This window comes from Serratia sp. CY33802 (genome assembly GCF_052169095.1).
Classification (GTDB): Bacteria; Pseudomonadota; Gammaproteobacteria; order Enterobacterales; family Enterobacteriaceae; genus Serratia; species Serratia bockelmannii.
The window spans coordinates 315,087-340,290 of sequence record NZ_JBJNLL010000001.1 but is presented as its reverse complement, the minus strand read 5'-3'; the positions used below and the strand labels follow the sequence as shown (position 1 = coordinate 340,290).

At 60.0% G+C, this 25,204-nt stretch carries 24 protein-coding genes; 10 read left to right on the top strand and 14 right to left on the bottom strand.

The window, feature by feature from the left end; all coding sequences use genetic code 11:
* The first annotated feature begins 20 nt into the window (after positions 1-20).
* The 4 genes from ACJ8HA_RS01640 (at position 21) to ACJ8HA_RS01625 (ending at position 3,615) form a co-directional block, all read left to right on the top strand.
* Positions 21-587 (top strand): YtfJ family protein, encoded by a 567-nt coding sequence (locus tag ACJ8HA_RS01640; protein WP_089181689.1) that lies wholly within the window; start codon positions 21-23, stop codon positions 585-587.
* Positions 588-615: 28 nt separating this feature from the next.
* Positions 616-1,686 (top strand): LPS export ABC transporter permease LptF, encoded by a 1,071-nt coding sequence (gene lptF / locus ACJ8HA_RS01635; protein ID WP_442515165.1) that lies wholly within the window; start codon positions 616-618, stop codon positions 1,684-1,686.
* Positions 1,683-2,762, top strand: a complete 1,080-nt coding sequence (lptG, locus tag ACJ8HA_RS01630) for an LPS export ABC transporter permease LptG (protein ID WP_442515164.1) — start codon at positions 1,683-1,685, stop codon at positions 2,760-2,762. Before lptF ends, lptG begins: the two co-directional genes overlap by 4 nt.
* Before the next feature lie 103 nt (positions 2,763-2,865).
* Complete coding sequence (locus tag ACJ8HA_RS01625; protein WP_043143064.1) at positions 2,866-3,615, top strand: glycosyltransferase family 2 protein; 750 nt, start codon at positions 2,866-2,868, stop codon at positions 3,613-3,615.
* 67 nt (positions 3,616-3,682) lie between these two features.
* Here the strand turns inward: ACJ8HA_RS01625 and ACJ8HA_RS01620 are convergent, their stop codons facing one another.
* Positions 3,683-4,990, bottom strand: a complete 1,308-nt coding sequence (locus tag ACJ8HA_RS01620) for a serine hydrolase (RefSeq protein ID WP_442515163.1) — start codon at positions 4,988-4,990, stop codon at positions 3,683-3,685.
* A 107-nt stretch (positions 4,991-5,097) separates the two neighbouring features.
* Between ACJ8HA_RS01620 and ACJ8HA_RS01615 the strand changes: the two genes are divergently transcribed.
* A complete protein-coding gene (locus tag ACJ8HA_RS01615) occupies positions 5,098-5,991 on the top strand; it encodes a LysR family transcriptional regulator (protein ID WP_142590215.1) in 894 nt (297 codons plus the stop codon).
* A 462-nt stretch (positions 5,992-6,453) separates the two neighbouring features.
* Here the strand turns inward: ACJ8HA_RS01615 and ACJ8HA_RS01610 are convergent, their stop codons facing one another.
* Positions 6,454-7,425 (bottom strand): hypothetical protein, encoded by a 972-nt coding sequence (locus ACJ8HA_RS01610; protein ID WP_442515162.1) that lies wholly within the window; start codon positions 7,423-7,425, stop codon positions 6,454-6,456.
* A gap of 560 nt (positions 7,426-7,985) precedes the next feature.
* On the opposite strand from ACJ8HA_RS01610, the gene ACJ8HA_RS01605 reads away from it, so the two are divergent.
* Positions 7,986-8,990: a LacI family DNA-binding transcriptional regulator gene (locus ACJ8HA_RS01605; RefSeq protein WP_151428928.1), complete on the top strand. Its 1,005-nt coding sequence runs from the start codon at positions 7,986-7,988 to the stop codon at positions 8,988-8,990.
* 6 nt (positions 8,991-8,996) lie between these two features.
* Here the strand turns inward: ACJ8HA_RS01605 and araD are convergent, their stop codons facing one another.
* From araD to ACJ8HA_RS01565, 8 genes are all read right to left on the bottom strand, one after another.
* Entirely contained in the window at positions 8,997-9,689 is a 693-nt protein-coding gene (gene araD / locus ACJ8HA_RS01600) for an L-ribulose-5-phosphate 4-epimerase (protein ID WP_021505898.1), read from the bottom strand.
* Entirely contained in the window at positions 9,683-10,552 is an 870-nt protein-coding gene (locus ACJ8HA_RS01595) for an L-ribulose-5-phosphate 3-epimerase (RefSeq protein ID WP_089181124.1), read from the bottom strand. Before ACJ8HA_RS01595 ends, araD begins: the two co-directional genes overlap by 7 nt.
* A complete protein-coding gene (locus tag ACJ8HA_RS01590; protein ID WP_043136360.1) occupies positions 10,539-12,026 on the bottom strand; it encodes an FGGY-family carbohydrate kinase in 1,488 nt (495 codons plus the stop codon). The genes ACJ8HA_RS01595 and ACJ8HA_RS01590 overlap by 14 nt, the downstream gene beginning before the upstream one ends.
* Before the next feature lie 8 nt (positions 12,027-12,034).
* Complete coding sequence (locus tag ACJ8HA_RS01585; protein WP_089181125.1) at positions 12,035-13,024, bottom strand: ABC transporter permease; 990 nt, start codon at positions 13,022-13,024, stop codon at positions 12,035-12,037.
* Positions 13,021-14,511, bottom strand: a complete 1,491-nt coding sequence (locus tag ACJ8HA_RS01580) for a sugar ABC transporter ATP-binding protein (RefSeq protein WP_043136367.1) — start codon at positions 14,509-14,511, stop codon at positions 13,021-13,023. Before ACJ8HA_RS01580 ends, ACJ8HA_RS01585 begins: the two co-directional genes overlap by 4 nt.
* Before the next feature lie 54 nt (positions 14,512-14,565).
* Entirely contained in the window at positions 14,566-15,483 is a 918-nt protein-coding gene (locus ACJ8HA_RS01575) for an ABC transporter substrate-binding protein (RefSeq protein ID WP_015378502.1), read from the bottom strand.
* 135 nt (positions 15,484-15,618) lie between these two features.
* Positions 15,619-16,686, bottom strand: a complete 1,068-nt coding sequence (locus ACJ8HA_RS01570; RefSeq protein ID WP_016927009.1) for an erythritol/L-threitol dehydrogenase — start codon at positions 16,684-16,686, stop codon at positions 15,619-15,621.
* 283 nt (positions 16,687-16,969) lie between these two features.
* Entirely contained in the window at positions 16,970-17,923 is a 954-nt protein-coding gene (locus ACJ8HA_RS01565) for a LysR family transcriptional regulator (RefSeq protein WP_311271720.1), read from the bottom strand.
* Between the two features lie 137 nt (positions 17,924-18,060).
* Between ACJ8HA_RS01565 and ACJ8HA_RS01560 the strand changes: the two genes are divergently transcribed.
* Both ACJ8HA_RS01560 and ACJ8HA_RS01555 read left to right on the top strand, forming a co-directional pair.
* On the top strand, positions 18,061-19,242 hold the full coding sequence (locus ACJ8HA_RS01560) for a M20 aminoacylase family protein (protein WP_311271719.1): 1,182 nt from the start codon (positions 18,061-18,063) through the stop codon (positions 19,240-19,242).
* Positions 19,243-19,264: 22 nt separating this feature from the next.
* The gene (locus tag ACJ8HA_RS01555) at positions 19,265-20,053 is read left to right on the top strand and encodes an ABC transporter substrate-binding protein (RefSeq protein WP_089196081.1); all 789 of its coding nucleotides are present in this window, start codon (positions 19,265-19,267) and stop codon (positions 20,051-20,053) included.
* Between the two features lie 158 nt (positions 20,054-20,211).
* Here the strand turns inward: ACJ8HA_RS01555 and tmaR are convergent, their stop codons facing one another.
* The 3 genes from tmaR to ACJ8HA_RS01540 form a co-directional block, all read right to left on the bottom strand.
* Positions 20,212-20,529: a PTS system regulator TmaR gene (gene tmaR, locus ACJ8HA_RS01550; protein ID WP_004935612.1), complete on the bottom strand. Its 318-nt coding sequence runs from the start codon at positions 20,527-20,529 to the stop codon at positions 20,212-20,214.
* Between the two features lie 160 nt (positions 20,530-20,689).
* The gene (locus ACJ8HA_RS01545) at positions 20,690-21,757 is read right to left on the bottom strand and encodes an FUSC family protein (protein WP_025303520.1); all 1,068 of its coding nucleotides are present in this window, start codon (positions 21,755-21,757) and stop codon (positions 20,690-20,692) included.
* A 94-nt stretch (positions 21,758-21,851) separates the two neighbouring features.
* A complete protein-coding gene (locus ACJ8HA_RS01540) occupies positions 21,852-22,619 on the bottom strand; it encodes an N-acetylmuramoyl-L-alanine amidase (RefSeq protein ID WP_025303521.1) in 768 nt (255 codons plus the stop codon).
* Between the two features lie 176 nt (positions 22,620-22,795).
* On the opposite strand from ACJ8HA_RS01540, the gene ACJ8HA_RS01535 reads away from it, so the two are divergent.
* Positions 22,796-23,542: a S24 family peptidase gene (locus tag ACJ8HA_RS01535; protein ID WP_033643785.1), complete on the top strand. Its 747-nt coding sequence runs from the start codon at positions 22,796-22,798 to the stop codon at positions 23,540-23,542.
* 34 nt (positions 23,543-23,576) lie between these two features.
* Here ACJ8HA_RS01535 and ACJ8HA_RS01530 read toward each other — a convergent pair whose 3' ends face one another.
* The gene (locus ACJ8HA_RS01530; RefSeq protein ID WP_025303522.1) at positions 23,577-24,686 is read right to left on the bottom strand and encodes an SDR family oxidoreductase; all 1,110 of its coding nucleotides are present in this window, start codon (positions 24,684-24,686) and stop codon (positions 23,577-23,579) included.
* 258 nt (positions 24,687-24,944) lie between these two features.
* Between ACJ8HA_RS01530 and ACJ8HA_RS01525 the strand changes: the two genes are divergently transcribed.
* Entirely contained in the window at positions 24,945-25,151 is a 207-nt protein-coding gene (locus ACJ8HA_RS01525; RefSeq protein WP_149570617.1) for a hypothetical protein, read from the top strand.
* The last annotated feature ends 53 nt before the right edge of the window (positions 25,152-25,204 follow it).

Here is a 25,204-nt window from a genome sequence, read left to right as displayed (position 1 = left end):
GCGCATTGCCCGTAGCCATGATGACGTTACCTCGCTTGCTGACCCTTGCGCTGCTGCTGTCGCCGCTGGCGGCATCTGCGCATAACTTCGTGCATGGCCGGCCGGTGGCGCCGATCGCCATCGCCGATCGCGGCGAGCTGCTGCTGCGCAACGGCGATTTCAGCTACCGGCCGTGGAACAGCGCAAAACTGGCGGGCAAGGTGCGGGTGATCCAGTACATCGCCGGGCGCACCTCAGCCAAAAAGAAGAACTCGCTGCTGATCAACGCCGTTAAGGACGCGAACCTGCCGGGCGATCGCTTCCAGCCGACCACCATCGTTAACACCGACGACGCGATACCGGGTTCCGGCTTCTTCGTGCGCGGCAAGATCGAGAAAAACAAACGCCATTACCCCTGGGCGCAGTTCATCGTCGACAGCGACGGGCTGGGGCGCATGGCCTGGCGGCTGCCGGAGGAGAGCTCCACCATCGTGGTGCTGGATAAGGCCGGGCGCGTGCAGTGGGCGAAGGACGGCGCACTCACCCCGCAGGAAGTTGACCAGGTGATCGCCCTGCTGCGCACCCTGATCGCGCAGGAAACGCCATGACGCGCACGCCGCCGGGAGCCGATGACGCATGTCTTTGATTGAACGCTATATCACGGTTGAGATCCGCCGCCTGGTGATGATGATCGCCGGGTTTCTGATCTTCATGTTCGCCAGCTACTCGGCCCAGCGCTACCTGACCGACGCCGCCAACGGCACGCTGGCGCTGCGGGTGGTGGCCGACGTGATTTTCTATAAATCGCTGATCGCGCTGGAGATGATATTGCCCGTCGCGCTGTATGTCTCGGTGGCGGTAGCGCTGAGCCAGCTGTACAGCGATGCGGAGATCACCGCCATGCTGGCCGCCGGCGCCAGCCCGCTGCGACTGTACAAGGCGGTGCTGCTACTCGCCGTGCCGCTGGCGATCGCGGTCACACTGCTGTCGCTGTATGGCAGGCCCTGGGCGTACGCCAATATTTATCAGCTGCAGCAACAGTCGCAATCGGTGTTGGACGTGAGCCACCTGCAGGCCGACAAATTCAACATCAGCGGCAACGGCCGCATGATCCTCGCCAATCACGTCGACAAAACGGCCAACCACCTGACGGACGCCCTGATTTATGTGCGCGGCGGCCATCACACCAACCTGTACCGCGCGCAGTCGGTGGAGGTGCTCGACGCCTCTCCCGCCAGCCCCGCCGTGCGGCTGAAAACCGGCACTGCCTATGTGCTGGATCGTGAGGGCGCCGACGACAACGGGCAGAACTACGACAATTTCGACATCGCGCTTAAACCGTTCGTGCCCAGCGCCGAGAGCCGGCACAAGTCGGCCTCGCCGGCGGAGCTGGCGCGCTCCGCCGATCCGGGCGACGCCGCCGAACTGCAATGGCGCGAGAGCCGCGGGCTGACCACCGTGCTGATGGTGCTGCTGGCGATCCCCTTGAGCCGCATCAAGCCGCGGCAGGGGCGCTACGCCGCGCTGCTGCCCCTGACGGTGCTGTTTACCGTGATTTTCTATGGCGGCAACATTTGCCGCACGCTGGTGGCCAACGGCTCTCTGCCACCGATCCCCGGCGTTTGGCTGGTGCCGATAGCGATGGCTGTCGGCATCGCCCTGCTGCTGGCGCGCGACTTATCCCTGCTGCGGAAACCCTCCCGATGACCATTTTTAGCCGCTACCTAATGCGCAACGTGTTCATCGGCTTCGCCGCCGCTGCCGGGTTGCTCATCCCGCTGTTCACCACCTTTACGCTGATCAACGAGCTGGAGGACGTCACTCCGGGCGGCTACCGCTGGCAGCAGGCGCTGCTGGTGACCGTGATGACCCTGCCGCGCAGCCTGGTCGATCTGGGGCCGTTTATCGCGCTGCTCGGCGGCATCGTCGGGCTGGGGCAGCTTTCCAAGAGTCTGGAACTGACCGCGATCCGCTCCGCCGGGATGTCGATATTCCGCATCGCGCTGGTGATGCTCGCCGCCGGGCTGCTGATGAACCTCTCGCTCGGCGCCCTCGATGAATGGGCCGCTTCGCCGCTGCAGCAACGCGCGCTGCAAATGAAGAACAACGCCCTGGCGCAGTCGAACGATAACGACGTCACCGTTAACCCGCTGTGGGCGCGGCGCGGCAACGAGTTTGTGACGGTCAAAACCGTCGATGAGAACGACCAGCCCCACGGCATTGAGATCTTCCGCTATCAGGCCAACCACGCGCTGGAATCTTACATTTACGCCGACAGCGCCAGCACCGCCGCCGACGGCAGCTGGCTGCTGCACAACGTGATGCAAAAAAGCTGGCAAGGCAGAAAGGAGACAATTCAGCGGCAAGACAGCCTGCTCTGGCGCTCGCTGTTCGCCGTGCCGAGCCTGAAAGAGCTGACCCTGCCGGCCGGCAGCTTCTCGCTCCAACAGCTGGATCGCTATATCGATTACCTGCAGGGCTCGGGGCAGCCCAGCACCGAATACCGCCTGGCGCTGTGGAAAAAACTCGGCCAGCCCCTGCTGGTGCTGGCGATGATTTTGCTGGCCATCCCGTTTACCTTCACCGCCCCGCGCGCGCCCGGCATGGGCAGCCGATTAGCGCTCGGCGTCATCATCGGGCTGCTGACCTACATCGCTTACCAGATCGTCCTCAATCTGGGGTTGCTGTTCGCCCTCAACGCGCCCTTCACCGCCCTCGCCCCGCCGCTTTTACTCCTGGCATTGTCGCTGGCGCTGGTTTATCGGTTTGATCGACGGGGTTAGGCATTTTCTGAGGTTGATAAGGGATAAGAAGAGAATCGCAATTTCCATTCCAGAGAAAACATTACGCGCTCACCTGCTCAGCGATTTTTAAGGATGTTAGTTAATGGCAAAGATAGCTGTTTGTATACTGACTTTTAACTCCTCTCGTTTATTACACGAGGTGCTTTCTCCACTCATGGGCATTGCGGATGAGTGGATTGTGGTGGACTCCGGAAGTACGGATAAAACGCTGTCTATTTGCCAAAGCTTTGGAATAAGCCCTATTTACCATCGTTTCGAAACGCATGGACGACAAATGAACTTTGCGATTTCTCAATCTCACCATGATTGGGTACTGTGCCTGGACAGCGACGAAATCCTTGATGCCGAAACCATAGCGTCCATTTTAACATTCAAATCGCAGGCAAACCCGCCACCACAGCAAGCCTATAGAATAAAAAGGAATTGGTTTGTACTCGGACAGCCAGTCAGAACAATTTATCCCATCTCCTCACCGGACTACCCCGTTCGACTGTTCAATAGAACACAGGTCAGGTTCAATGATGCTCCGGTAGATGATGCCGCTGAAGGCTATATTCACACGTCGGTCATTCCCGGCAATGTTAAGCACGATACTTTTTATTCTCTCCATGAAATACTCAATAAGCTCAATAGCTATACGACAAGGGTAGTCAAATACAGAGACATCAGGCCCTCGATATTTCGTGGCGTCGTAAGCGCGATCGGCGCGTTTTTCAAATGGTACGTACTGAGCGGCGCATGGAAGGAAGGCAAAGTCGGCGCCGTTACTGGGTTTTATGCCGTGGCCTACAGTTTCCTAAAGTATTTTAAATCCTGGTATGGCAAAGATTGATAGCGTTAAGGACAGAAATAGGGGCTGAATGACAACCGCCATCCAGCCCCTGCTTGCCCAGCCGACGTTAACGCAATTCCTTCGCTATCGCGCTAAACATCAGCGACGCCTCCAGCGGTTGCGCGCTGAAAGAAGGCTCCGCCTGCGGCCAGGTGGACCACTGGACGATCACCAGATTCTCCGCCTGATTGACCATAATCATCTGGCCGAAGATCCCCAGCGCCCACAGGGAATGCTTGAGGGAGGCCTGCGGAACAGGCTCAACGTTGGTCGCATTCACCGGCACTTCGTTGTTCCACCATTGGAATCCGTAAATGCCGTTGGGATGCGCCGCCGACACCGAGCCCACCGCCCGCGTCCAGTTGGACGACTGGGCTACCCAATCTTCCGGCAAGATCTGTTTGCCGTTCGGCAACGTCCCATTATGCAGAATGAACTCGCCGAAGCGCCCCCAGTCTTCCAGCGTGGCGTTAAAGCCGTGCGCGCCCACGTCGTGCTGGCCTTTGGCGTAGGCATGCCACACGCCGTCGCTCGCCATGCCGTACGGCTGCCAGATGCTTTGCTGCAGATAGGCCGCCAGCGGCATGCCGGTGGCGCGCTCCAGCACGTCGCCCAGCAGCCACGCGCCGCCGGAGGAGTAAGACCAGTTCTGCCCGGCAGGGTGCGCACGCTGCAAGCCGGCCACCAGCTTGCGCACGCAGGCGTAGGTGCCGGGCCTGGCTTCACACTCGGTCAGCTGCGCGAAGTCCGATTTCGGGTTGGTGTAATCCTCATTCCACGCAACGCCGGAGGTGTGGGTGATCAGCTGCCTGAGGGTCACGCCATCCCACGCGGTGCCTTTCAGATCGGGTTCGTATTGCGTGATGAGATCGTCGAGTGAGTGGATCTTGCCCTGTTTAATCGCCACGCCCACCAGCGTGGCGACCACCGATTTGCCCACCGAGCGCGACGTCCACAGGGTGGCGTCGGTATTGCCCTGCCCCAGGTATTTCCAGGCGATTTTGCCGTCTTTCAATACCAGCATGCCGCTGACGTTCTGGCGCTGCAGATAGTCCTGCAGGCTGTAGGTTTTGCCATTCACCTGATAGCTGGCATTCGTTAGCTGTTTAGCGGCAGCCACCAGCGGTGTGGCACTGCCGTGATGAAACACATCCCCGGCATAGTTGCGGTAGTCGTTACGAAAACCGATCACCCGATCGCTCTGGCTCCAGGTGAGCATCTCGTGCGTGTCCGGCAATTGCGCATCGAAAGGCGCCGGACAGGCGCTGAGTTCGGTGCCCGCACAGACGGCCAGCGCGGCGGGCGCCAACAGGCCGCTACAGAGACTGATGACAACGCCCGCCAGCAGGCTGCGGTTAAACACTTTGCTTTTCATATTTTTTCTCGCTTAGCTCAGGAAGGCGTTCAGCTTAAAAAAACGCGGCCTATAATAAAAAACGCCTGATGGGGGAAAATCCCCCGAAAAATCGACGGGAGAACCGCGTGCCGAGCCTGATTTATTCCTTTGCCCAACTGGAAGCCTTCACCGCCGTCGCCGAGCACGGCAGCCTGGCGAAAGCCGCGCTCAAGCTGGGCAAAGACCGCACGACGCTGCGCGATTTGATTGATTTTCTCGAGGATGGCTTGGGCTATGCGCTGTTTCTGCGCGAGGGGCGCAGCCTGCACCTGACGCCGGAAGGCGAACAGCTGCAGCGCCAGGCGCACCTGCTGATGCGCCAGGTGAAAGCGTTTGAGGCGTTTGCCAAAGACGTGCCGAAGAGCGCGGCGCAGGAAATCTCGCTGGTCTACGATCCCTTTACACCCCGCGCGCTGTTGCAAGCGCTGATTGCCGCCATGGCCCAACGCAACACGCGGCTGAGCCTGATTAACGCCTCACGCGACGAAGCGGAAAGGCTGCTGGCAAACGGCCAGGCCGATCTGGGTATCTGCCAGGCGCGCAACCGCAGCGTGGGCGACGCCATGGAGTGGCGCGCCTTAGGGGCGATAGAGATGGATTTTTACGCCGCCAAAACGCTTTTCCCCGGCACGGAACAGCCGCTTTCACTGCTGGAGCTCTCGCTCGCGCCGCAGGTGATCATGCACCCGGATTCTGACGAGCCCGTGGCGCGCCGCCTGCAAATTTCAGGGCACACTATCTTCACCAACGAGCTGGAAATGCTGCGCGCCCTGCTCGAACAGGGCTGCGGCTGGGGATTCCTGCCGACGCATATGCATGCCGAACAGTGGAAAAGCGTCAACACGCTGCGCACCGAAGTGGGCAACCAGGGGATCAGCCAAACCATGGTGACCATCTGGAAGCCGGGCAATGACCGGCGGGCGCTGATTGATGAGACGCTGGGGTTGTTGCCGGGATTGTGGCGGGAGGTTGAGGGGTGAAAAGTCGCTGCTAGATTAGCGGTGGTGTTACCGTGACCTGCCCCCCGTTGACTAGTACATCATGATGTTAGCCGCGTTCGCTTCTGACACTCTCTGGAAATTTAAGGGTGTTGATGCTCTACGCGAGCGCATGTAGTTTTGCTGATACTAGCCAGAGAGTTCAATAAGTACACATAGAAGCCGTGGGATACGAACTTGGTTCGGTTTTTGGCGAAGGGGTGAAAACGAACTAATTGTAAATCTTCAAGGCAACAGGATATCAAGATGGCTTCCAATACTAACTATGCGATACCAGAAGGGTTTAATGGTGGCTGAATAAATCCTGAGCCACCAAATTGATAGTCACAAATGCTATATGTTTCAGATTAATTTTGGTTCCGCTTTGAGCGAGTGCGGACATAACACTCGCATTTGCGATTGGTTTGGAACATAGCAGACAACCAGTCCAACAACATGCGCTTGTTAGACGTTGGGTTCATCATTAGGGAAGTCAACGCCTGATATGAAAAGTTTGGCAGATTCCTTGTCGACTGATATAAAATCAGCCTTGTTACTTACCCCCCCAAAATCTCCATTTCTACCTCCTTTAATTTGACCGTGAGGGGTATTAAAGGTGATAGCTTCACCTATAGAGTAACTATATCTATCTAACTTAGAGTCATATAACCCATCCAATCCTTTTGGATATTGTTTAAATCTGACTGTATTGTAATTTGGCTGCAACAAGCTTACGAAAGCTTTCTCGGCATCCGCAATAATCCTTTTGTGATCGTAATCAAAGTCCAAATCTATATCGCTACCAGAACCGAACGTCGTGATAAATAAAGGTTCAGCATGGAATAGGAAAAGAAAAATCTCATCAGTAACTCTAGCACCAGGATAACGCTGTGGCTCATTCGAAAGTATTTCTTGGCGGGCCTGATGACCTTTAGCTATTAGGCGATCATAACTATCTCCTTTTTTTGCTATTCCAACGTAAAGTAGGTCATAAACCAATACATCCGCATAGTTATCTAATCCTGATATACCAGCTGCTTCTCTAGACCGATACCATAAGATGTTTTCTGGTGTAAACCGATCCAATAGAATATTTTCTCCATTATTTTCATAGAAAAACTCTATTGCTTCATCCCCACAGCCAATACCAAAGTTATTACCCTTAAAATCAATGACCGACTCCAACTCATATATATGAATGATTCCGCTGCTTTTATGATTGTCGCCTACAAAAACATCAAAGAGAATTTTACTCTTGTCTTCATTGGTACGAACTTTAGAAAATTTTGACTTAGCTTTTCCACCGATCATGTAGAAATCGCTTTGCTTCATGTGTTTAGCAAAAGGCTCATCTTTAAACCAAACTGCTTCTTGATTAGAAATGGGTGGAATAACAAGTTCTAAAATTGTTACCTTTGAACGATTTGTTCCAGTCATTGCTACCTCTATAGTTTGTTTTTGGGAAAGTTAATTACTTGCCTAACAGCTTTATATTTTTCCGGCTCGTCCTCTCTGGCTTCACCAGATGATATACCGATATCAATTTATGGGTAAAAATAGTCATTTAAAATTAACCAATGTCAACATGGAAAAAAGCGCGCTGGAAATTTATTACTTTTTTCCCACTCTATTATCAATCTAATCACCTAAATTAGCGTTATTTTCCTTCATCAGAAACAAATAAACATGCCTACTAATTTTATCAAAGCGAGCCTGCTTTATTTTTACAGCAAATAATGTCCCCTATTCGTCCTGATGTACAACGAATGTCCGATTTTGGCACAAAACAGCCTTCCCCCGTAGAATACACTTTACTAAACCTTCCGGTAAGAGAATATAGTCATACAAATAATTAAATAAAACATTAATCAACAAAATTTATTATTTAATGTATTTACACTGTGTTATTTCCCTCTCCCCCCCAACTCCCCCCTAGCACCGCCCCCGCCCTTTCCCTACAATAAGGGATCTGTTGAGGCATAACGCAAGGAAAGACGGTGTCGAAAGCCAATCCCAATGCCACTATCGTGGATATCGCCCGCCGCGCCAGGGTGACCAATATCACCGTTTCCCGCGCCTTCAATAAGCCCGAGCTGGTCAAGCCGGAAACCCGCGAGCGCATTCACGCCATCGCCAAAGAGCTGAACTATGTGCCCAACGCGTTCGCACAGGGGCTGAAAAGCAGCAGCAGCCAGATTATCGGCATCGTCACCAGCAGCATGTACAACCCGTTCTATTCCGGCCTGATCAAGACCGTGTCGCGCATTGCGCGTCAGCAGGGCTACCAGATCATGCTGTTCGACACCGACGGCAGCGAAGAGGCTGAAATGCGCGCCATTCAGGCGCTGTTCGGCTACAAGGCGCGCGGCATCCTGCTGTCGGCGGTGCGCGACGACAAGCGCTACCGCCCTGCCTATCTCGAGCTGGCCGAGGTGTACGGCGTGCCGCTGATCCTGATCGACCGCGATCTTTACGATCAGCAGCTGAGCGGCGTGTTCCTCGATAACCGCGAGATCGGCGTTTTGGCCGGGCGTTATCTGGCGGAGCAGCCGGAGCAGAAGCTGCTGATTATCGGCGGCCCGGCGGATTCGGAAATAACCTTAACGCGCACCGCCGGCATCGTCGCGGCGCTGCAGGACAGCGGGCGTGAGATTCATATCATCAACGGCGACTACGATTTCACCTCGCAAGAGAGCGAGGTGCGCGCCTATCTGGCGCAGCCGGAGAACCGCCCGGATTACATCATCGGCCTGAACGGCATCATCACGCTGGGCGCCATCGCTATCTGCCACGAGATGGGGCTTTATCAGCAGGTGAAGTTCTTCTCAATAGACGAGCCGCCACGCGCCGGCGCTTACGGCCTGCACATTCCGGGGGTGTATCACGATACGCAGAAACTGGGGGAGATCGCCGCGGAGCTGCTGTTCAGCGCCATTCACAGCCCGCGCGGCGAGCTGCCGGTGCGCAGAGAATTCTTCACCGGCTCGCTGTTGAATCGCTGACGGGCGCTATTGCCCGTAGTAGGCGTGTTTGCCGTGTTTGCGCAGGAAATGTTTGTCCAGCAGCTCCGGCTGCATCGGGGCGATAGCCGGCGCCAGCTGGCGGGTCGCCATCGCCATGATCGCCACCTCTTCCAGCACCACCGCGTTGTGCACCGCATCCGCCGCGTCCTTGCCCCAGGCGAACGGGCCGTGGGAATAGACCAATACTCCCGGCACCTGCTGCGGATCGCGCCCCGCCTGATTGAAGGTCTCGATGATCACCTTGCCGGTTTCTCCCTCGTAATCGCCGGCGATCTCCGCCTCGCTCATCGGCCGGGTGCAGGGAATGTCGCCGTAAAAGTAGTCGGCGTGGGTGGTGCCCAGCGCCGGGATCGGCTGCCCGGCCTGCGCCCAGATGGTGGCGTTGCGGCTGTGGGTGTGCACCACGCCGCCGATATCGGCGAAGGCGCGGTACAGCGCCAGGTGGGTGGCGGTATCGGATGAGGGTTTACGGTGCCCTTCGCGCACCTTGCCCTCCAGATCCACCACCACCAGATCCGCCAGCGTCATCGCCTCGTAGGCGATGCCCGAAGGCTTGATCACCACCAGCCCGCTCTGGCGGTCGATCGCCGAGACGTTGCCCCAGGTAAAGGTCACCAGCCCGTATGCCGGCAGGCTGAGGTTGGCGGCCAGCACCTGCCGCTTGAGTTCGTTCAGCATGCGATGCCTCCCTCATTCATTTGTTGTTCGATCCAGGCCTTGGCCTGGGCAATGCGTTGCTTATCCTGCCCGTCTTCGCGCGCCCACATCTCCAACAGGTAGGGGCCGCGATAGCCGAGCGCGTTGAGCACAGAAAAAGCGTGGGCGAAATCCACGCAGCCCTCGCCGAACGGCACGTCGCGGAACTGCCCGGCGCTGCCCGGCTCCACGGCGACGGTGTCTTTGAGGTGCACGGCGGTGATGCTGCCGATGCCCAGCGCCAGCTCGGCGGTGACGTCGTTGCCCCAGGCGCTGAGGTTGCCGAGATCGGGATACACCGTGAACCACGGGCTGTTAACATGGCGGGCGATGTCGCGCCATTTGCTGATGCTGTTGATGAACGGCGTGTCCATCACCTCCACCGACAGCATCACCTGCGCCCTGGCGGCCTGCGCCGCCGCCCACTGCATGCCCTCGATAAAGCGTTCGCGGCTGTGGCGATCGGCCGGTTCGTAATAGACGTCGTAGCCCGCCAGCTGGATGTTGCGGATGCCGAGATCCGTCGCCAGTTCCAGCGCCTTGCTCATCAGCACCCGCGCCCGTTCGCGGGTGGCGGCGTCGGCGCTGCCGAACGGATCGCGCCGGTGCGCCGACAGGCACAGGCTCGGCACCGTCACCCCGCTGTCGAGCCGCGCCTGGATAAACGCCAGCCGCTGGCGGCGATCCCAGTCCAGCCGCTGCTGGCGCGCCGGCTGCTCGTCGATCGACATCTCCACAAATTCAAAGCCCAGCTCGGCGGCGGTGGCCAGCCGCTGCGGCCAGCTCATATCGGCGGGCAGCGCCTTTTCATACAGCCCCAGACAGGCGGCGTTAGTCGTTTGCATCAGTCACCTCACTCAAAGCCTGGGCGACCGCCAGATAGCGTGCCTGCTGGGCGCGCAGGCGCCGGTGGGCGGCGGTCGCGGGATAATAACAGCGCAGCTTGGGCGGCGCGGCGGCGATCGCCTCGGCGAACCCGGCGTACTCCCCGGCGCCGACGGCGGCGCACAGGGCGGCGGCGCGGCAGCCGCTCTGGCGGGTTTCCACCACCTCGAGCGGCAGGTTGCCGGCGTCGGCGTACATCTGCATCCAGACCTCGGACTGCGTCGGCCCGCCGGTCATGCGCACCCGCTCGATGCGCGGGTTCAGCTGCACCATGCGCTCCTGATGGATCAGGTGCGAGAACACGATGCCCTGATAGATCGCCTGCACCACGTCCGCCATCTCGTGGTGGGCGCTCAGGCCGATCAGCCCGCCCGGCGTGTTGCCGCCGAGGTTGGAGCCGTACAGATAAGGCAGGAACAGCAGCCCGCTGGGCTGCTCGCAGCGCTCGGCCACCCAGGCGTTGAACTGGGCGTAGCGCTGCCGGTCGTCGGCGCAGAACTGGCGCAGGAACCAGGCCAAATTGCCGGCCGAGGTCGGGCTGCCTTCGTGCACGAAATAGCGGCCGTCGATGCAATAGCGCCCCCAGGCGTAGGGATAATCGGCGGGAAGGATGCGCTCGGTCACGCAGGTGGCGATCGACCAGGTGCCTGCCACCGCGCTGAGCGTGCGATCGTCGGCCACGCCGGAGCTGAGCGCCGCGCCCACCACGTCGAACAGGCCGCCGTACACTGCGGTGCCCGCGCGCAGGCCGCACTGCGCCGCCGCCGCGGCCGTCACCCGCCCGGCCAGCTGCGCCGAGCCGATCGTTGGCGCGGTCTTCTCCTGCGCCTCTTCGATGCCGAAGGCCGCCATCAGCGCCGGATCGTAAGCGCCGCTGTGCTGGTTAAACAGGTTGCTGCCGGAAATGTTGGTCACCTCGGCCGCCGCCTCGCCGGTGAGGCGAAAGCGCAGGTAGTCGTGCGCCATCAGGATGCGATCGACGGCGGCGTACTGCGCCGGTTGCCGCTGCTTCAGCCAGCGCAGCAGCAGCGCCGGGTGGCTGGGCCACAGCGGCTGCAGGCTGCGCGGGTAGGTCTGCGCACCCACCCCGGCGCGACGCAGCTCAGCCGCCGTGGCCGCCGCGCGGTTGTCCGAAGAGAGGATACCGTTGCCGACCGGCTTGCCGTGGCGGTCGATGGCGTACAGCCCTTTGCCGTGCGCCGAAAAGCTGACGCCGCGCACCTGGCCGGCCTCCAGCCCCGCCGCGTGCAGCGTCTGGCGGATCGCCGCGCAAACGTCATCCCACAGCGCGTCCATATTGCGTTCGCTGAAGCCCGGCTGGGCGGCAATCGCCGCGCCGTCGCGCTCGGCGATCGCCAGCTCTTCGCCGCTTGCGCGGTACAGCCCGGCCTTGATCACCGTGCCACCGACGTCTATGCCAAGAAAGACTGACATCGCGCCTCCTATTTGCGCCGCACGGAGCTGAGGTAGATGGCGGCCAGGATGATGCCGCCCTTCACCACGTTCTGGATATACGGCGATACGTTCATCAGATTGAGGCCGTTGTTGAGTACCCCGAGCATCATCGCCCCCACCAGCGTGCCAATGATGGCGCCGCGCCCGCCGGAGATCGCCGCCCCGCCCAGCACTACGGCGGCGATGGCGTCCAGCTCGAAGCCTTCGCCGGCGTTGGGCTGCCCGCTCATCAGGCGCGAGGTCAGCACCAGCCCGGCCAGCGCGGCGGTCAAGCCGCTGATCACGTACACCAGCATCTTGTAGCGCGGCACGCGGATGCCGCTCAGGCGCGCCGCCTCTTCGTTGCCGCCCATCGCGTAGACGTAGCGGCCGAACGGCAGCTGGTTGAGCATCAGCCAGGCCAGCACGTACACGCCGAGCATGATCAGGATCGGCACCTGGATGCCCAGCACCGTGCCGCGGCCGAAGAACGCGAACACGTCGGGCAGGCCGGAGATCGGGTAGCCGCCGGTATAAAGCAGCGCCAAGCCGCGGGCGATGCCCATCGACGCCAGGGTGACGATGATCGGCGGCATGCGCAGGTAGGCGATGCAGGCGCCGTTGGCCAGGCCGAACAGCGCGCCGACCGCCAGCGCCGCCACCATCGCCAGCGGGATGGGCACCGCCGCCAGCATCAGCCCGGCGGCGACCGAGCCGACCAGCGCCATCACTGGCCCCACCGAGAGATCGATGCCGCCGGTCAGGATCGCGCAGGTCATGCCCACCGCGATGATGGCATTGATAGACACCTGGCGCGCCACGTTGGTCAGGTTGTTGACGCTGAGGAAGCTGTCGTTCAGCAGGCTCATCAATACGAACAGGACAGCGAAGCCGATAAACGGCAAGACCGCCGGGTGATGCAGCAGTTTTTCCCAGCGTTTGCCGAGGCTGGGGCCGGCGGCGCGGCGCGCCACGGCGGGTTGTTCAATTCCGATCATAGGGCACTCCCGGTCGCGTGAAGCATGATGTGGTTGGATTCGATGTCGTCGCCGGTCAGCTCGGCGACGATGTGGCCGCCGCGAAACACCAGCACGCGGTCGCACACGCCGATGATCTCCGGCAGTTCGGAGGAAATCATGATGATGGAGATGCCCTGCAGGGTCAGTTGCTGCATCAGTTGGTAGATCTCGGCCTTGGCGCCCACGTCGATGCCGCGCGTCGGCTCGTCGAAGATCAGGATGTTGCAGTCGTTGTTGAGCCAGCGGGCGATCACCACCTTCTGCTGGTTGCCGCCGCTCAGGGTGCTGACGGCGGTCTCGGCGTCCGGGGTTTTCACCCCCACGGCGCGGATCAGCCGCTGCACCACGTCGCGATCCTTACGGGCGCTGACGAAAATCTTGCCGCGCCGGTGGTGCCGGTTGAGGGTGATGTTCTGCGCCACCGAAAACGGCAGCACCAGGCCCTCGGTTTTGCGGCTCTCCGGCAGCAGGCCGATACCCTGCGCCAGCGCCTGCGCCGGGGAGCGCAGCGCCGCCGGTTGGCCGCCGAGGCTGACGCGTTTGCGGTGGCAGCGGCTGGCGCCGATCAGCGCCGAGACGGTCTCGGTGCGCCCGGAGCCCACCAGCCCGGCGAAGCCGAGGATCTCGCCCTTGTGCAGGTGGAAGCGGTCGGTCGCGCCGTGCTTCTCACGCTGGATCTCCGCCTCCAGCAGCACCGTCGCGGTATCGACCGGGTGCTGTTTCACCGGGAAGGCGTTCTCGATTTTGCGCCCGACCATCAGCCGCACCAGCTCTTCCACGTTGGTGTCGCCGGTGGCCAGCGTTTCGATGTAGGCGCCGTCGCGCAGCACGGTGATGCGATCGCAGATGGTGAAGATCTCGTCCAGGTGGTGCGAGATAAACACCATGCCGACGCCCAGCAGCCGCAGATCGTTCATCACGCTGAACAGGTGCTCGGCCTCGCCCGGCGTCAGCGTGGCGGTCGGTTCGTCCAGCACCAGCACCCGCGCCTCCAGCGACAGCGCCTTGGCAATTTCAACGAACTGCTGCTGCGCCACGCTCAGCTGCTCCACCGGGCAATCGAGATCGATAGCCACCGTCAGCCGCTTGAAAATGGCCTCGGCCTTGCGCCGCATCGCCCGCCGATCCAGCAGGCCCCAGCGGTTCCTGATCTCCCGGTTGAGGAAGATGTTGTCGATGGCGCTCATGTAGGGAATCAACGAGAATTCCTGAAAAATAATGCCGACCCCGGCCTCGATCGCCTGGCGATAGTTGTTAAAGCGGCGCTGCTCGCCGTCGATAAAAATATCGCCCTCGTCCGGCTGATAGATGCCACACATGATTTTCACCAGCGTCGATTTGCCGGCGCCGTTTTCGCCCAGCAGGGCGTGCACCTCGCCGCGTTGAATGGCCAGATCGATGCCGTCCAGCGCCTTCACGCCGGGAAAGCTCTTTTTTATTCGCTTCAGTTCCAGTAAAGGTGTCACCGTATTGCCCTCCGCACCGAACGCCCCGCCGCAGCGGGGCGAACCCGGCTGCTGTTACCAGCTAAAGCCGGCCGCATTGCTGCGGTCGATCAGCTTCACTTTGACCGGCACGGTTTTCGGCACCGTGGCGCCCCAGTAGCGGGCCAGCGCAATGCCGAGCGCAATGCGCAGCTGGTCGCGCGGGAACTGCGCTGAGGTGGCGATGAACGGCGAATTCGGCTTGAGGATCTCTTTGATGGCTTCCGGCTGGCCGTCGACGCTCACCAGCTTGACCTTGGCGCCGTTGCTTTCGATCGCCGCCAGGGCGCCGAGCGCGCCGACGTCGTTGACGCTGAAAATACCCGCCAGATCCGGCGCCGACTGCAGCATGTTTTCGGTCACGGTCAGCGCGGTGTCACGCTCCTGCTTGCCGTTTTGCTTGGTGACGATCTTGATGTCGGGGTATTTCTTCATCGCCGCTTCAAAGCCGCGCACGCGCTCCAGGATCGGCACCACCGGGATGCCGTCGAGGATCGCCACCTTGCCTTTGCCGCCCAGCGCTTTCGCCAGGTATTCGCCCGCCTGGAAGCCGGCGTCGTAGTTTTCCGAGCCGACGAACGAGTCGAGCGGCCCTTCGGCCTGCGCGTCGATCGCCACCACCACCGCGCCGGCCTTATGGGCGGAGATCACCGCCGACTGCACCCCCACCGAATCGGTCGGGTTGATCAGCAGGATATCCACCTTCTTCTGCAGCATGTCTTCCACGTCGCCGATCTGTTTGGCAACGTCATGGCGCGCATCGGCCACGTACACCTTGGCGCCGATATCCGCCGCCGCCTGATCCAGCGCCTGCTTCATGGTGACGAAGTAGTCGTTGTTCATTTCCTGGAACGACATACCGATAGTGATTTGCTTGGCCAGCGCCCCATGGCTGGCCGCCAACATTCCACCGGCGACGATAAAAGGCAGGGTCTTTTTGAATAATGAAAACATAGCCAATTCTCCTGTAGGGAAGCTTCTTGTTGTGGTTATCAGAGCAACAGCATGTCTTTACGTTTGGCCGACCAACCGGCCCCCCATTGCGAACGGGCCGGCAGTCGTGACTGCAACAGCGGTACGGCGGGAGGGTCAGGGAACCAGGATCACCTTGATAGAGTCGGTCGAGTCCGCCAGGGCGAAGGCTTCGTCCCAGTCGTTCAATGAGTAGCTGTGGGTAACCACGCCGTTGGAAGTCACCAGCCCGCGCTCGAACAGATCGATGGCGATTTCATAGCTGTAGGGCGCCAGGTGCGCGCCGCGAATGTCCAGCTCCTTGCGATCGCCGATGATGGACCAATCGACGGTGGTTTCCTTGCCGAACACGCTGAACTCCACGAAGCGGCCCAGCTTGCGGATCATCTGCAGCCCCTGGGTGACGCCGATCGGCGCGCCGGTGGCCTCGATGTACACGTCGCAGCCGTAGCCGCCGGTCAGCGATTTGACGATCTGGTCGGCATCTTCCTTCAGCGGGTTGATCACCACGTCGGCGCCGAATTCCTTCGCCAGCGCCAGCCGCTCGTCGATGGCATCGATCACGATCAGTTTCTTCGGCGTTTTCAGGCGCGCCACCTGCACCATGCACAACCCGAGCGGCCCGGCGCCGGCCAACACCACTACGTCGTCCAGCTGGATGTCGCCGCGCGCCACGGTGTGGATGGCGCAGGCCATCGGCTCAATCAGTACCGCGTCTTCATGGCTCAGGCTTTCCGGGATCTTGTGCACGATGGCGTTCTCGGAAAAACGCATGTATTCCGCCATGCCGCCCTCCGCCACGTCTTTCTGGAAGCCGTAAATGTTATGCGTCTCACACATCCAGTAGCTGCCGGATTTGCAGTAGCGGCACTCCCAGCACGGCACGATCTGCTCGGCGATCACCCGCTCGCCGATCCGGTATTTGCCTTCCGCGCCCTCGCCCAGCGCGGCGATGCGGCCGTAGAACTCATGCCCCGGCACCACCGGCGGTTTGACCCACGGGTTCTCCCCCCAAAACATCTGCGCGCCGTTCTTGCATTTGCAGTCGCCGGCGCAGATGCCGCAGCCTTCCACCTTGATCACCAGCTCGCGCGCCTTCGGCAGCGGCGTAGGCACCTGTTCGAAACGATAATCCTGCGGGCCGTGGCAAACGACCGCGCGCATTTTTTCCGGCAACTGGCTCATCTCTTCCTCCAATACACTCGTTAAACGCTTGAATTTTCTTAATGTTGACGTTGTCATTTTTATCCAACAAAAAACAAGTAACGAAACAACATGATAAATTTCAATGAATTAATCATCACACATCCCAGAAACTCAAAATGACAACGTGAACATTGATCGACATATAACCAAAGCTGCAAAAATAATTGTTTGAGCAAAATCACAGTTCGTTAACATTGCGGCTAAAAATGCTACAAATGCGGATCGCGATCCCATTTACGGGATCGGCGATCCGGGGGGGCCGCTAAATCAGCAGGCGCACGCGATCGTAGATCTGACGATCTTCCGGCCGCGACGATCGCACCTGCTGGCGCAGGGTGCGCACCAGCGTATCGATAAACGTATGGGCGGCGGCGCTCAGAATGCTGTTGCGCCGGGTGACGATATTCAGCTGCGCCGGTTGGCAGCCCTCCCGCAGCGCCAGCGGCTGCACGCGGGAGGCGAACTGTGGCAGCGCGGCGATCGGCCGCGGGCACCAGGTGCACATCTCGGCGGACTCCACCAGCGCCTGCAGCATGCCGAACGAATGCGCCTGGATAATGCGCTGGCGCGGCAGGCGCGCGCCGTGGCGGTGGAACACCTCGTCGAGCAGCGCATCGAAACTTTCCTGGGTATAGCTCATCACCCAATCCTGCTCCAGCAGCTGATGCAGCGAGGTGCTGTGCGCCAGCGGGTGGCCGCGTCGCACCATGTACGCCGTTTCATACTCCAGCAGCGGCTCGCAGTGGAACTCCTGCGGCGCCGACGACGCCGGCAGCGGCGTGATGGCGAAATCCATCGTGCCCTCGCGCAGCTGCGACTGGGCATTGGCCATCAGGCTTTCCGACAGTTCCAACCGCACCGCCGGCACCTTGCTGCGAAATGCCATCACCGCCGGCGGCAGCACCGTCAACATCAGCCACGGGGTGATCGCCGCCTTGACCAGATCCGCCGTTCGCCCGCGCAGCGCCGCCATTTCGCCCTGCGCCTGCTCCAGCTGGTTCAACACCAGCCGGGCGTGCGCCAGCAGGGTTTTGCCGTAGGGGGTAAAGCCCAGCCCGGTCGGGGTGCGGATCAGCAGCGGCAGCGCCTGCTCCTGTTCCAGTTCGCGCAGCGCGCGGGTCACCGCCGCCTGCGACAGCCCCAGATGCCGCGCCGCCGCGCGAATGCTGCCGCTGTCGGCGCTGGCCACCAGCGCCTGCAGTTGGTGCAGTTTCATGTTCACCTCCTGACAATCATCGGTTGTCAGCATAACCGAACGGCGGCTACCCAGCAAAAACGGAGTTTGCTAGTCTCGATGCCTATCCCTCTGCCCGTTCCGTGCCCGTTAGCCGGGGCCCTTTGCCGGAGATCGTGATGATGCATTCACTGGTACTGCCTGATATCGCCGCCGTTCATGATGAGATGGTCGCCCTTCGCCGCCACCTTCACGCCCACCCGGAGCTGGGATTCCAGGAGTTCGCCACCTCGGATCTGGTGGCGCAACGGCTGGCGGAATGGGGTTACCGCATCACGCGCGGCGTAGGACAAACCGGTGTTGTCGCCACACTGCAACATGGGCCGGGAAAATCGCTCGGCATCCGCGCCGACATGGACGCCCTGCCGATTGCCGAAACAACCGGCTTGCCGCACGCCAGCACCCATGCCGGGGTGATGCACGCCTGCGGCCACGACGGGCACACCGCCATGCTGTTGGCGGCGGCGCGCTATCTGGCGCGGCAGCCGAACTTCAGCGGCACCCTGCACCTGATCTTTCAGCCAGCGGAAGAAGGCGGCGGCGGCGCCAGAGTGATGATCGAAGACGGCCTGTTTGAGCGCTTCCCCTGCGATGCGGTGTTCGCCATGCACAACGTGCCCGGTTTCCCTACCGGCCACCTGGGCTTCGCCAGCGGCCCCTTTATGTGCTCGGCCGATACGGTACACATCACCCTGCACGGCCACGGCGGCCACGGCGCGGTGCCGCAGAGCACCGTCGATCCGGTAGTGGCCTGCGCGGCCATCGTCATGAGCCTGCAAACCATCGTGGCGCGCAATATCGAACCGCAGGAAACGGCGATCGTCACCGTGGGGGCGATGCAGGCCGGCCAGGCCGCCAACGTGATCCCGGCGACCGCCACTCTGACGCTCAGCGTGCGCGCGCTGACGGCGGCGGTGCGTGAGCGGCTGGAGCAGCGCATTACCGAGCTGGTCACGGCGCAGGCCGCCAGCTTCGGCGCCCGCGCGGAGATCGACTATCAGCACGGCTACCCGGTGCTGGTGAACCATCCGGCAGAAACCGAGCTGGCGCGCGCCGTAGCCCTGGAATGGGCAGGAGAGAGCCGGGTTATCCCCACGCTGCGGCCGTTTACCGCCAGCGAAGATTTCGCCTTTATGCTGGAAAAGTGCCCGGGCAGCTACATCTCGATCGGCAACGGCCCCGCTACGCCGGGCAATTCCCTGCACAACCCCGGTTATGACTTCAATGACGACAGTCTGTCACTAGGCGCCACCTACTGGGTCAAATTGGTCGAGCGTTTTTTGGCTCGCCCCGCGGTTTAATCGCCAACGCTAAGGAAATGACATGAAAACCATCAAAGGGCTGTTGTTGTTGCTGCCGCTGGCCGCGAGTTTTCCCGCGCTGAGCGGTGAATTTAGCGGCAAAGTGATCAAGCTGGGCATCGATCCCACCTTTCCGCCGCTGGAGTATAAAAACCCGCAGGGCAAGCTGACCGGCTTCGGCGTCGATATCGCCCAGGCGCTGTGCGACCAGATGCAGGCCAAATGCGTGTGGGTGGAAAGCAGTTGGGACGGCATGATCCCCGGCCTACAGGCGAAGAAGTTCGACGCCATCGCCTCGTCGATGACCATCACGCCGCAGCGCCGGCAGCAGATCGCCTTCTCCAGCAAGGTATCCAACGCCCCGGCGCGGCTGGTGGCGCATAAGGGCAGCAACCTGCAGCCGACCGCCGCCTCGCTGAAGGGCAAATCGGTCGGCGTGCAGCAAGGCTCCAGCCAGGAGGCCTATGCCAACGCGCTGTGGCGCCCGGCCGGCGTTAACGTGGTGGCTTACCAAAGCCAACAGGAAGTGAACGAAGATTTGGCCAACGGCCGCCTGGATGCGTCGCTGCTGGCCAGCGTCAGCGCCAGCGAGTTCTTCAAAACGCCCGGCGGCAAAGATTTCGCCTTTATCGGCGCCGAGCTGACCGACAGCAAATACTTCGGCGTCGGCGACGGCATCGGGGTGCGCAAAGACGATACCGCGCTGCTGAACGCCTTCAACGCCGCGCTGCAGGCGATCCGCGCCAACGGCACTTACAAGAAAATCAACGACAGGTATTTCGACTTCGACATGTACGGTGCGGGGCAGTAACAAGCGTTCCCCGGCGGTCACCTGCAGATCGGGCAGGATGGGGAGGCGCCTTCGGCCGCCGGGGAACGCCCCAACGAAAACGGCAGTGTCGGCAAGAACGGAAAATCAGGCGGGATAAGGATGCGGGCCAGGCAGGACGCCCGGCCCGATAAAGCGGGTTACTTCACTTCGCCCATCGCTTTCAGCTTTTTGGACAGCTCGCGGCGCTCTTTGGACAGATCGGCATTTTTGATGATGTAGTCATCAACGCGATCTTCGTAGTCGCTGCGCATGTTGGCGATGATGCCCTGAATGTCTTCAATGCTCATGCCGGGCTTGATGTACTCGCTCAGGTTGTCGAGCAGCAGCACGCGCTTCTGGTTATCACGAATTTTCTTTTCGTTGTCGACGATCTCGCGTTGCAGTTTGTTTTTGCGGCGGAACATACGCACAAACTCCAGCACGTCCTGGAAACTCGGCTTATTTGCATTATCCATCTTTATACCCTTGCTTTAGTAATACACAGATTCATTTGCTTACGGCCACATGGCACCAAGATACAGGTTTGTGGCGGTCCGGCACAACAGTGATTGCCTTATCTTACCCACTTTGCCCCGGCGGCCAAAACCCAAAGCGCCGCCTTCATGATCTGACCCCCTATTCACGCCCGGCGGCGGTACAAACCTGGAGCAGATCCCCCAACTCTTCCAACTGCTGCGCCAGCTCCATGCTGAGCCAAACGTAGCCGTAAATCGGCGCTTCGCCGTGCTGGCCGAGGCTGACCTCCTGCATCAGCGTTTTCAGCTCGCCGGCGATCTCCGCCAGCTGCCCCGCCACCGCCTGCCGCTGCGCCTGCGGCCCTTCGCGCATCAGCACCGCCAGCGATTCCAGCGAGCTCAGCGTCAGCAGTTGGGTACTGCGCAGCGTGCGGGCGTTCAACATGATGAAGTGCGTTTCGCGCGAGGCCCAGTAGGCGTCGGCCATCAGCTCCAGTGTACACACCAAATTGCGGCTGAGGGTTTGCACCGCCTCGAACACCGCTTTGGGGATGCGGGTTTCCTTGCTGGCGGGCACGATCAGGCTGCGCAGCTTCACCACCTGATTCAACAGATCCTTGAGCTGCGGCTCCAGCCGCGGCCGCTCGATAACGTTCGGCGAAAAATACGCGCCGTAGAGGCGGGCGGCGGTTTGCAGGCAGTCCGCCATTTGCATGCGCCACAGAATGTAGGCGCGCTGTGGGTAGATGCTGGTGAACAGCAGCGCCAGCAGCGAACCGAAGATCACGTCGCCGCTGCGCCACAGCGCGGTGTGCATGTCACCGGCGCCCGCGCCGCATACCACCGCCAGCGTGATCCCCACCAGCAGCGCCATATACGGCCGTTTGCCGAGCGTCAGGTAACCGCAGACGAACATCACCACGCCGCACCAAGCCAGCATCAGCGGCAGCGAATAGAGTTCCAGATACAGGGCGATCAGGCCGGACGCGGCGCCGAACACCGTGCCGGCAATGCGTTGCAGCGCCCGCTGCAGCACGTTGCCCCAAAACGAGATCGGCCCCATCACCACCACCAGGGTGATCAGCGGCCAGGTGCCTTCGGGCACCGCCAGCAGGCGGATCAGCAGAAAGGTCAGAATAAACGCCAGCCCGATGCGCACGCCGTGTACGATGCGGTAGTGGCGATAGGTCAGCAGTTCAAGGGAAGAGATTTTTCGATCGAGGCGCACAATGCCTCCGATAAAGACCAGCCAGGCCGTTATTTTAGCGGAGGAAGCCCGGCGAGGAAAAGGCGAATGAGGCGTCCCCCATTCGCGGTCAGGCTCAGGCGGCGTACTTGTCGACCAGCGCGCGCAGAACGGCGGCGGTTTCGACATCCATCACGCCGTCATACTTCTGCTGACGGAAGTGCAGCTGGAACGCGCGCACCAGCTGGCGATAGCCTTCTGCGGTGTTCGCCGCCGAGGTGTCGTAGCCATATTGGGCGAACAGTTTCAGCAAATCGGCCTGCGCCGGCAGGCCCTGGCTGCAGTATTCCTGCTGGCGCTGCTGCTTGGTCGCTTCGTCATACCAGGCGCCGACGCCGGCCTGATACAGCTGCTGCCACGGGAACTGCGGGCCCGGATCGCTCTTGCGGCCCGGCGCGATATCGGAGTGCGCCACCACGTTCACCGGCGAGATGTCCGGATAACGCTGCAGGATGTTCTGCGCCAGCTGGGTGACCGCCTCGATCTGCTGCGGATTGAACGGCGGGAAGGTGATGTTTCCACCGTCGCCGCTCGCCAGGTTAACGATCTCGATGCCGATCGAGGTGTCGTTGATATTGCTGCGGGTGCCCCACTGGCTGGTGCCGGCATGCCAGGCGCGCTCGTTCTCGTCCACCAGGTTGAAAATGCGCACGCCGCTGAAGCCGGCGGCCTGATAGGTGGCCTCGGTCGGATCCGGCACCAGATAGTGCGCGCTAACCGATTTTCCGGTCAACGACTTCACCGAGTCGGCGAAGTTTTGCGCCGTGTAGTGCAGCACCAGAAAACGCACGCGGTGGCCGAAGCTGGCGACCGATCGGTAGCTATTGTAATCAATCTTATACATCGTAAAGTCCCTCTCTCGTTTGATTTCACTGAGCGGCCCCTCATCATGACAGGCCGCCCCGCACAGGTGAACCCTTGGCTCACCCTTTTTGTTTTAGCTAATTGCTAAATCATGCGCAAGTGTTTTTTAGCAAAATCGTTATTTACCTTTTTGCTAAAGAGTGCGATCATTGCACGATGGAAACTAAAGAAATCAGGCGCAACAATCTGCGCGAATTGATGGCCCGCTACGCCCGGCAAGGCGTCAACCAGAATGAATTCGCCACGCTGGTTGAGTCTTCCGCGCCGACGCTGAGCCAAATCATCGGGGAGAAATCCTCCCGCAATCTTGGCGACAATCTGGCCAGGCGGATCGAGGCCAAGCTGAATTTGCCCAAGGGCTGGTTCGACGTGTTTCATGAAAAGCAGCTGGTGCGCCCGTTTGACAACGTGGCGGCGGAGTCGGACTTCCAGCCCGCCCGTTTAAAACCGGTGGTATGGGAAGATACCGAACAGGACAAGGAAGAGTTTGTGGAGATCCCGCTGCTGGATATTGATTTTTCCGCCGGCGACGGCTGCTACGAAATCGTCGATCGCGAGGAATTTTCGCTGATCTTCCGCCGTTACTATCTGCACAAGATGGGGGTGGCGGTCAACGCCGCGCGCATTATCCGCATCTCCGGCTCCAGCATGGAACCGCGTCTGCAGGATGGCGACGTGGTCGGCATCAACACCGACGACACGCGCATCCGCGAGGGCAAGACCTACGCCATCCGCCACGGCAATTTGCTGCGGGTGAAGGTGCTGATCGAGCAGCCGGACGGCGGCGTCATCATCCGCTCCCTCAACCGTGAAGAGTACCAGGACGAGCATCTCAGCTATCAGCAGCGCAAGGAGCAACTGGTAGTGCTCGGCCGCGTCTTCTGGTCCTCTTCGTCCTGGTAGCAGAGCAACCTCGGGCGCCCGCTGCGCCCGGCGGTTATTTGAAGTCCACCACCATCTGCTGCTGGATAGACAACCCGCGAGTCGACTGCACGCAACCGGCGATGTAGTCGGTGAAGCGCGGCGGTTTCGGCATGCCCAGCTTGAGGATCTTCTCGTTGCTGAAACGCACGTTGAGCATGGCGAACGAGCCGTACAGGCGCATCGCCTTCAGCATCAGCCGCTCGTTGCACGGGCCGAAAATGTCTTTCAGCTGACGGCGCATTTTCACCAACGCGTCATACGTCACCTGCGCATACTCATCGCCCACCGGCGCTTTTTCCAGCGCTGCCGCCATGGCGCGGTCGATTTCGGCAAAGCTGACGCTGCGCTCTTCACCGGCGGAGATGTGATAAACGTCGTTCTCCAGCGTTTCGCTGTTCATCAGCATCACCAGCGCATCCGCACAGTAGTCCACCGGGATCACGTCGATATTGTCCTGCAGCGAGCACATAAACTTGCGCAGCATCAGCGCCATGCCAAACACCCAGAAAATGCTGCTCGAAGGCTGGCAGCCCAGGCGGGTGTGGCCCACGACAATCGACGGACGAGCGATGGTCAGCGGCATTTGCGGGCAGCGTTGGCGCATCAGCTGTTCGATGGTGGATTTGGAACGCGTATATTCCACCAGATGCTCGGCATCTTCCTCAAATTCGCCGCTCTCCGCCACCAGCGAACCCGGTTCCGGGGAACAGGACATGGCGGTACCAACATGCAGAAAGCGTTTTAATCCCGGCACCTGCGCCATTCTTTCGGCAAAGGCCAGGGTGCCTTCTACGTTTACCTTCCAAATGAGCGGGTTATTACCAAATGAAGCAACGGCCGCGCAGTTAATAACGTGCGTGACATTGTTAATACGTGCGTCAGTTAAAAATTCGGCCGGCTCGGAAAGGTCGCCCAACAATATATTTTCTATCGTAATTTTAGACAGCAGATTCGCGTCGATATTAAACTTTTCCATATTCGTACGAATACGGGCCAATCCTTGCTGCGCATCATCGGCGCGCACCAGCAAAAGATAATTAATAGACTGATTTTCAATCAATAATTTTTCGAGAACTGCACCACCGAGAAAGCCGGTAGCGCCGGTTAACAGTAGCGTTTTCATCATTGTCACCCACATTGGTATTGAATGTGGGTGATTGTATCTGCGGATATTTAAACAAATATTAAATAGAATTACGGCGCCCAGAATCACTTTTCTTAATATTATCTTAAGGAATCTTTTGAAACATCCATCGTGGCTTTAGTAACAAAAGAAGCGCGTAGATTGGATGATTAATCTCTGCCGTTTAAATACCATTGATGTAGTGCCTGATTTAATTTAACGGTCAATGTTATTTCTCTTCTCGTCCGTGGAGGACCTATGACCTATAACCAAAAAATCTGGTTGGGGGTTTTACTGCTGTGCGCCCTGTTTTGGGGGGCGGTGATAAGCGGCGCCTGTTCGCTGTATAACCGGGCAGATCGCCTCAATGCGCACCAGGCGCAGAGCGAGTTCGCCGCGCGCCACAGTCTGGCCCCCAGCTCGCAGCAAAGCGCGCAGGCGTCCACCTCCCCTCGGAATGGGTAGGGACAAGACCCGCTAACGATCCTATTATACCCTAAGGTTAACAGGGAGATAAC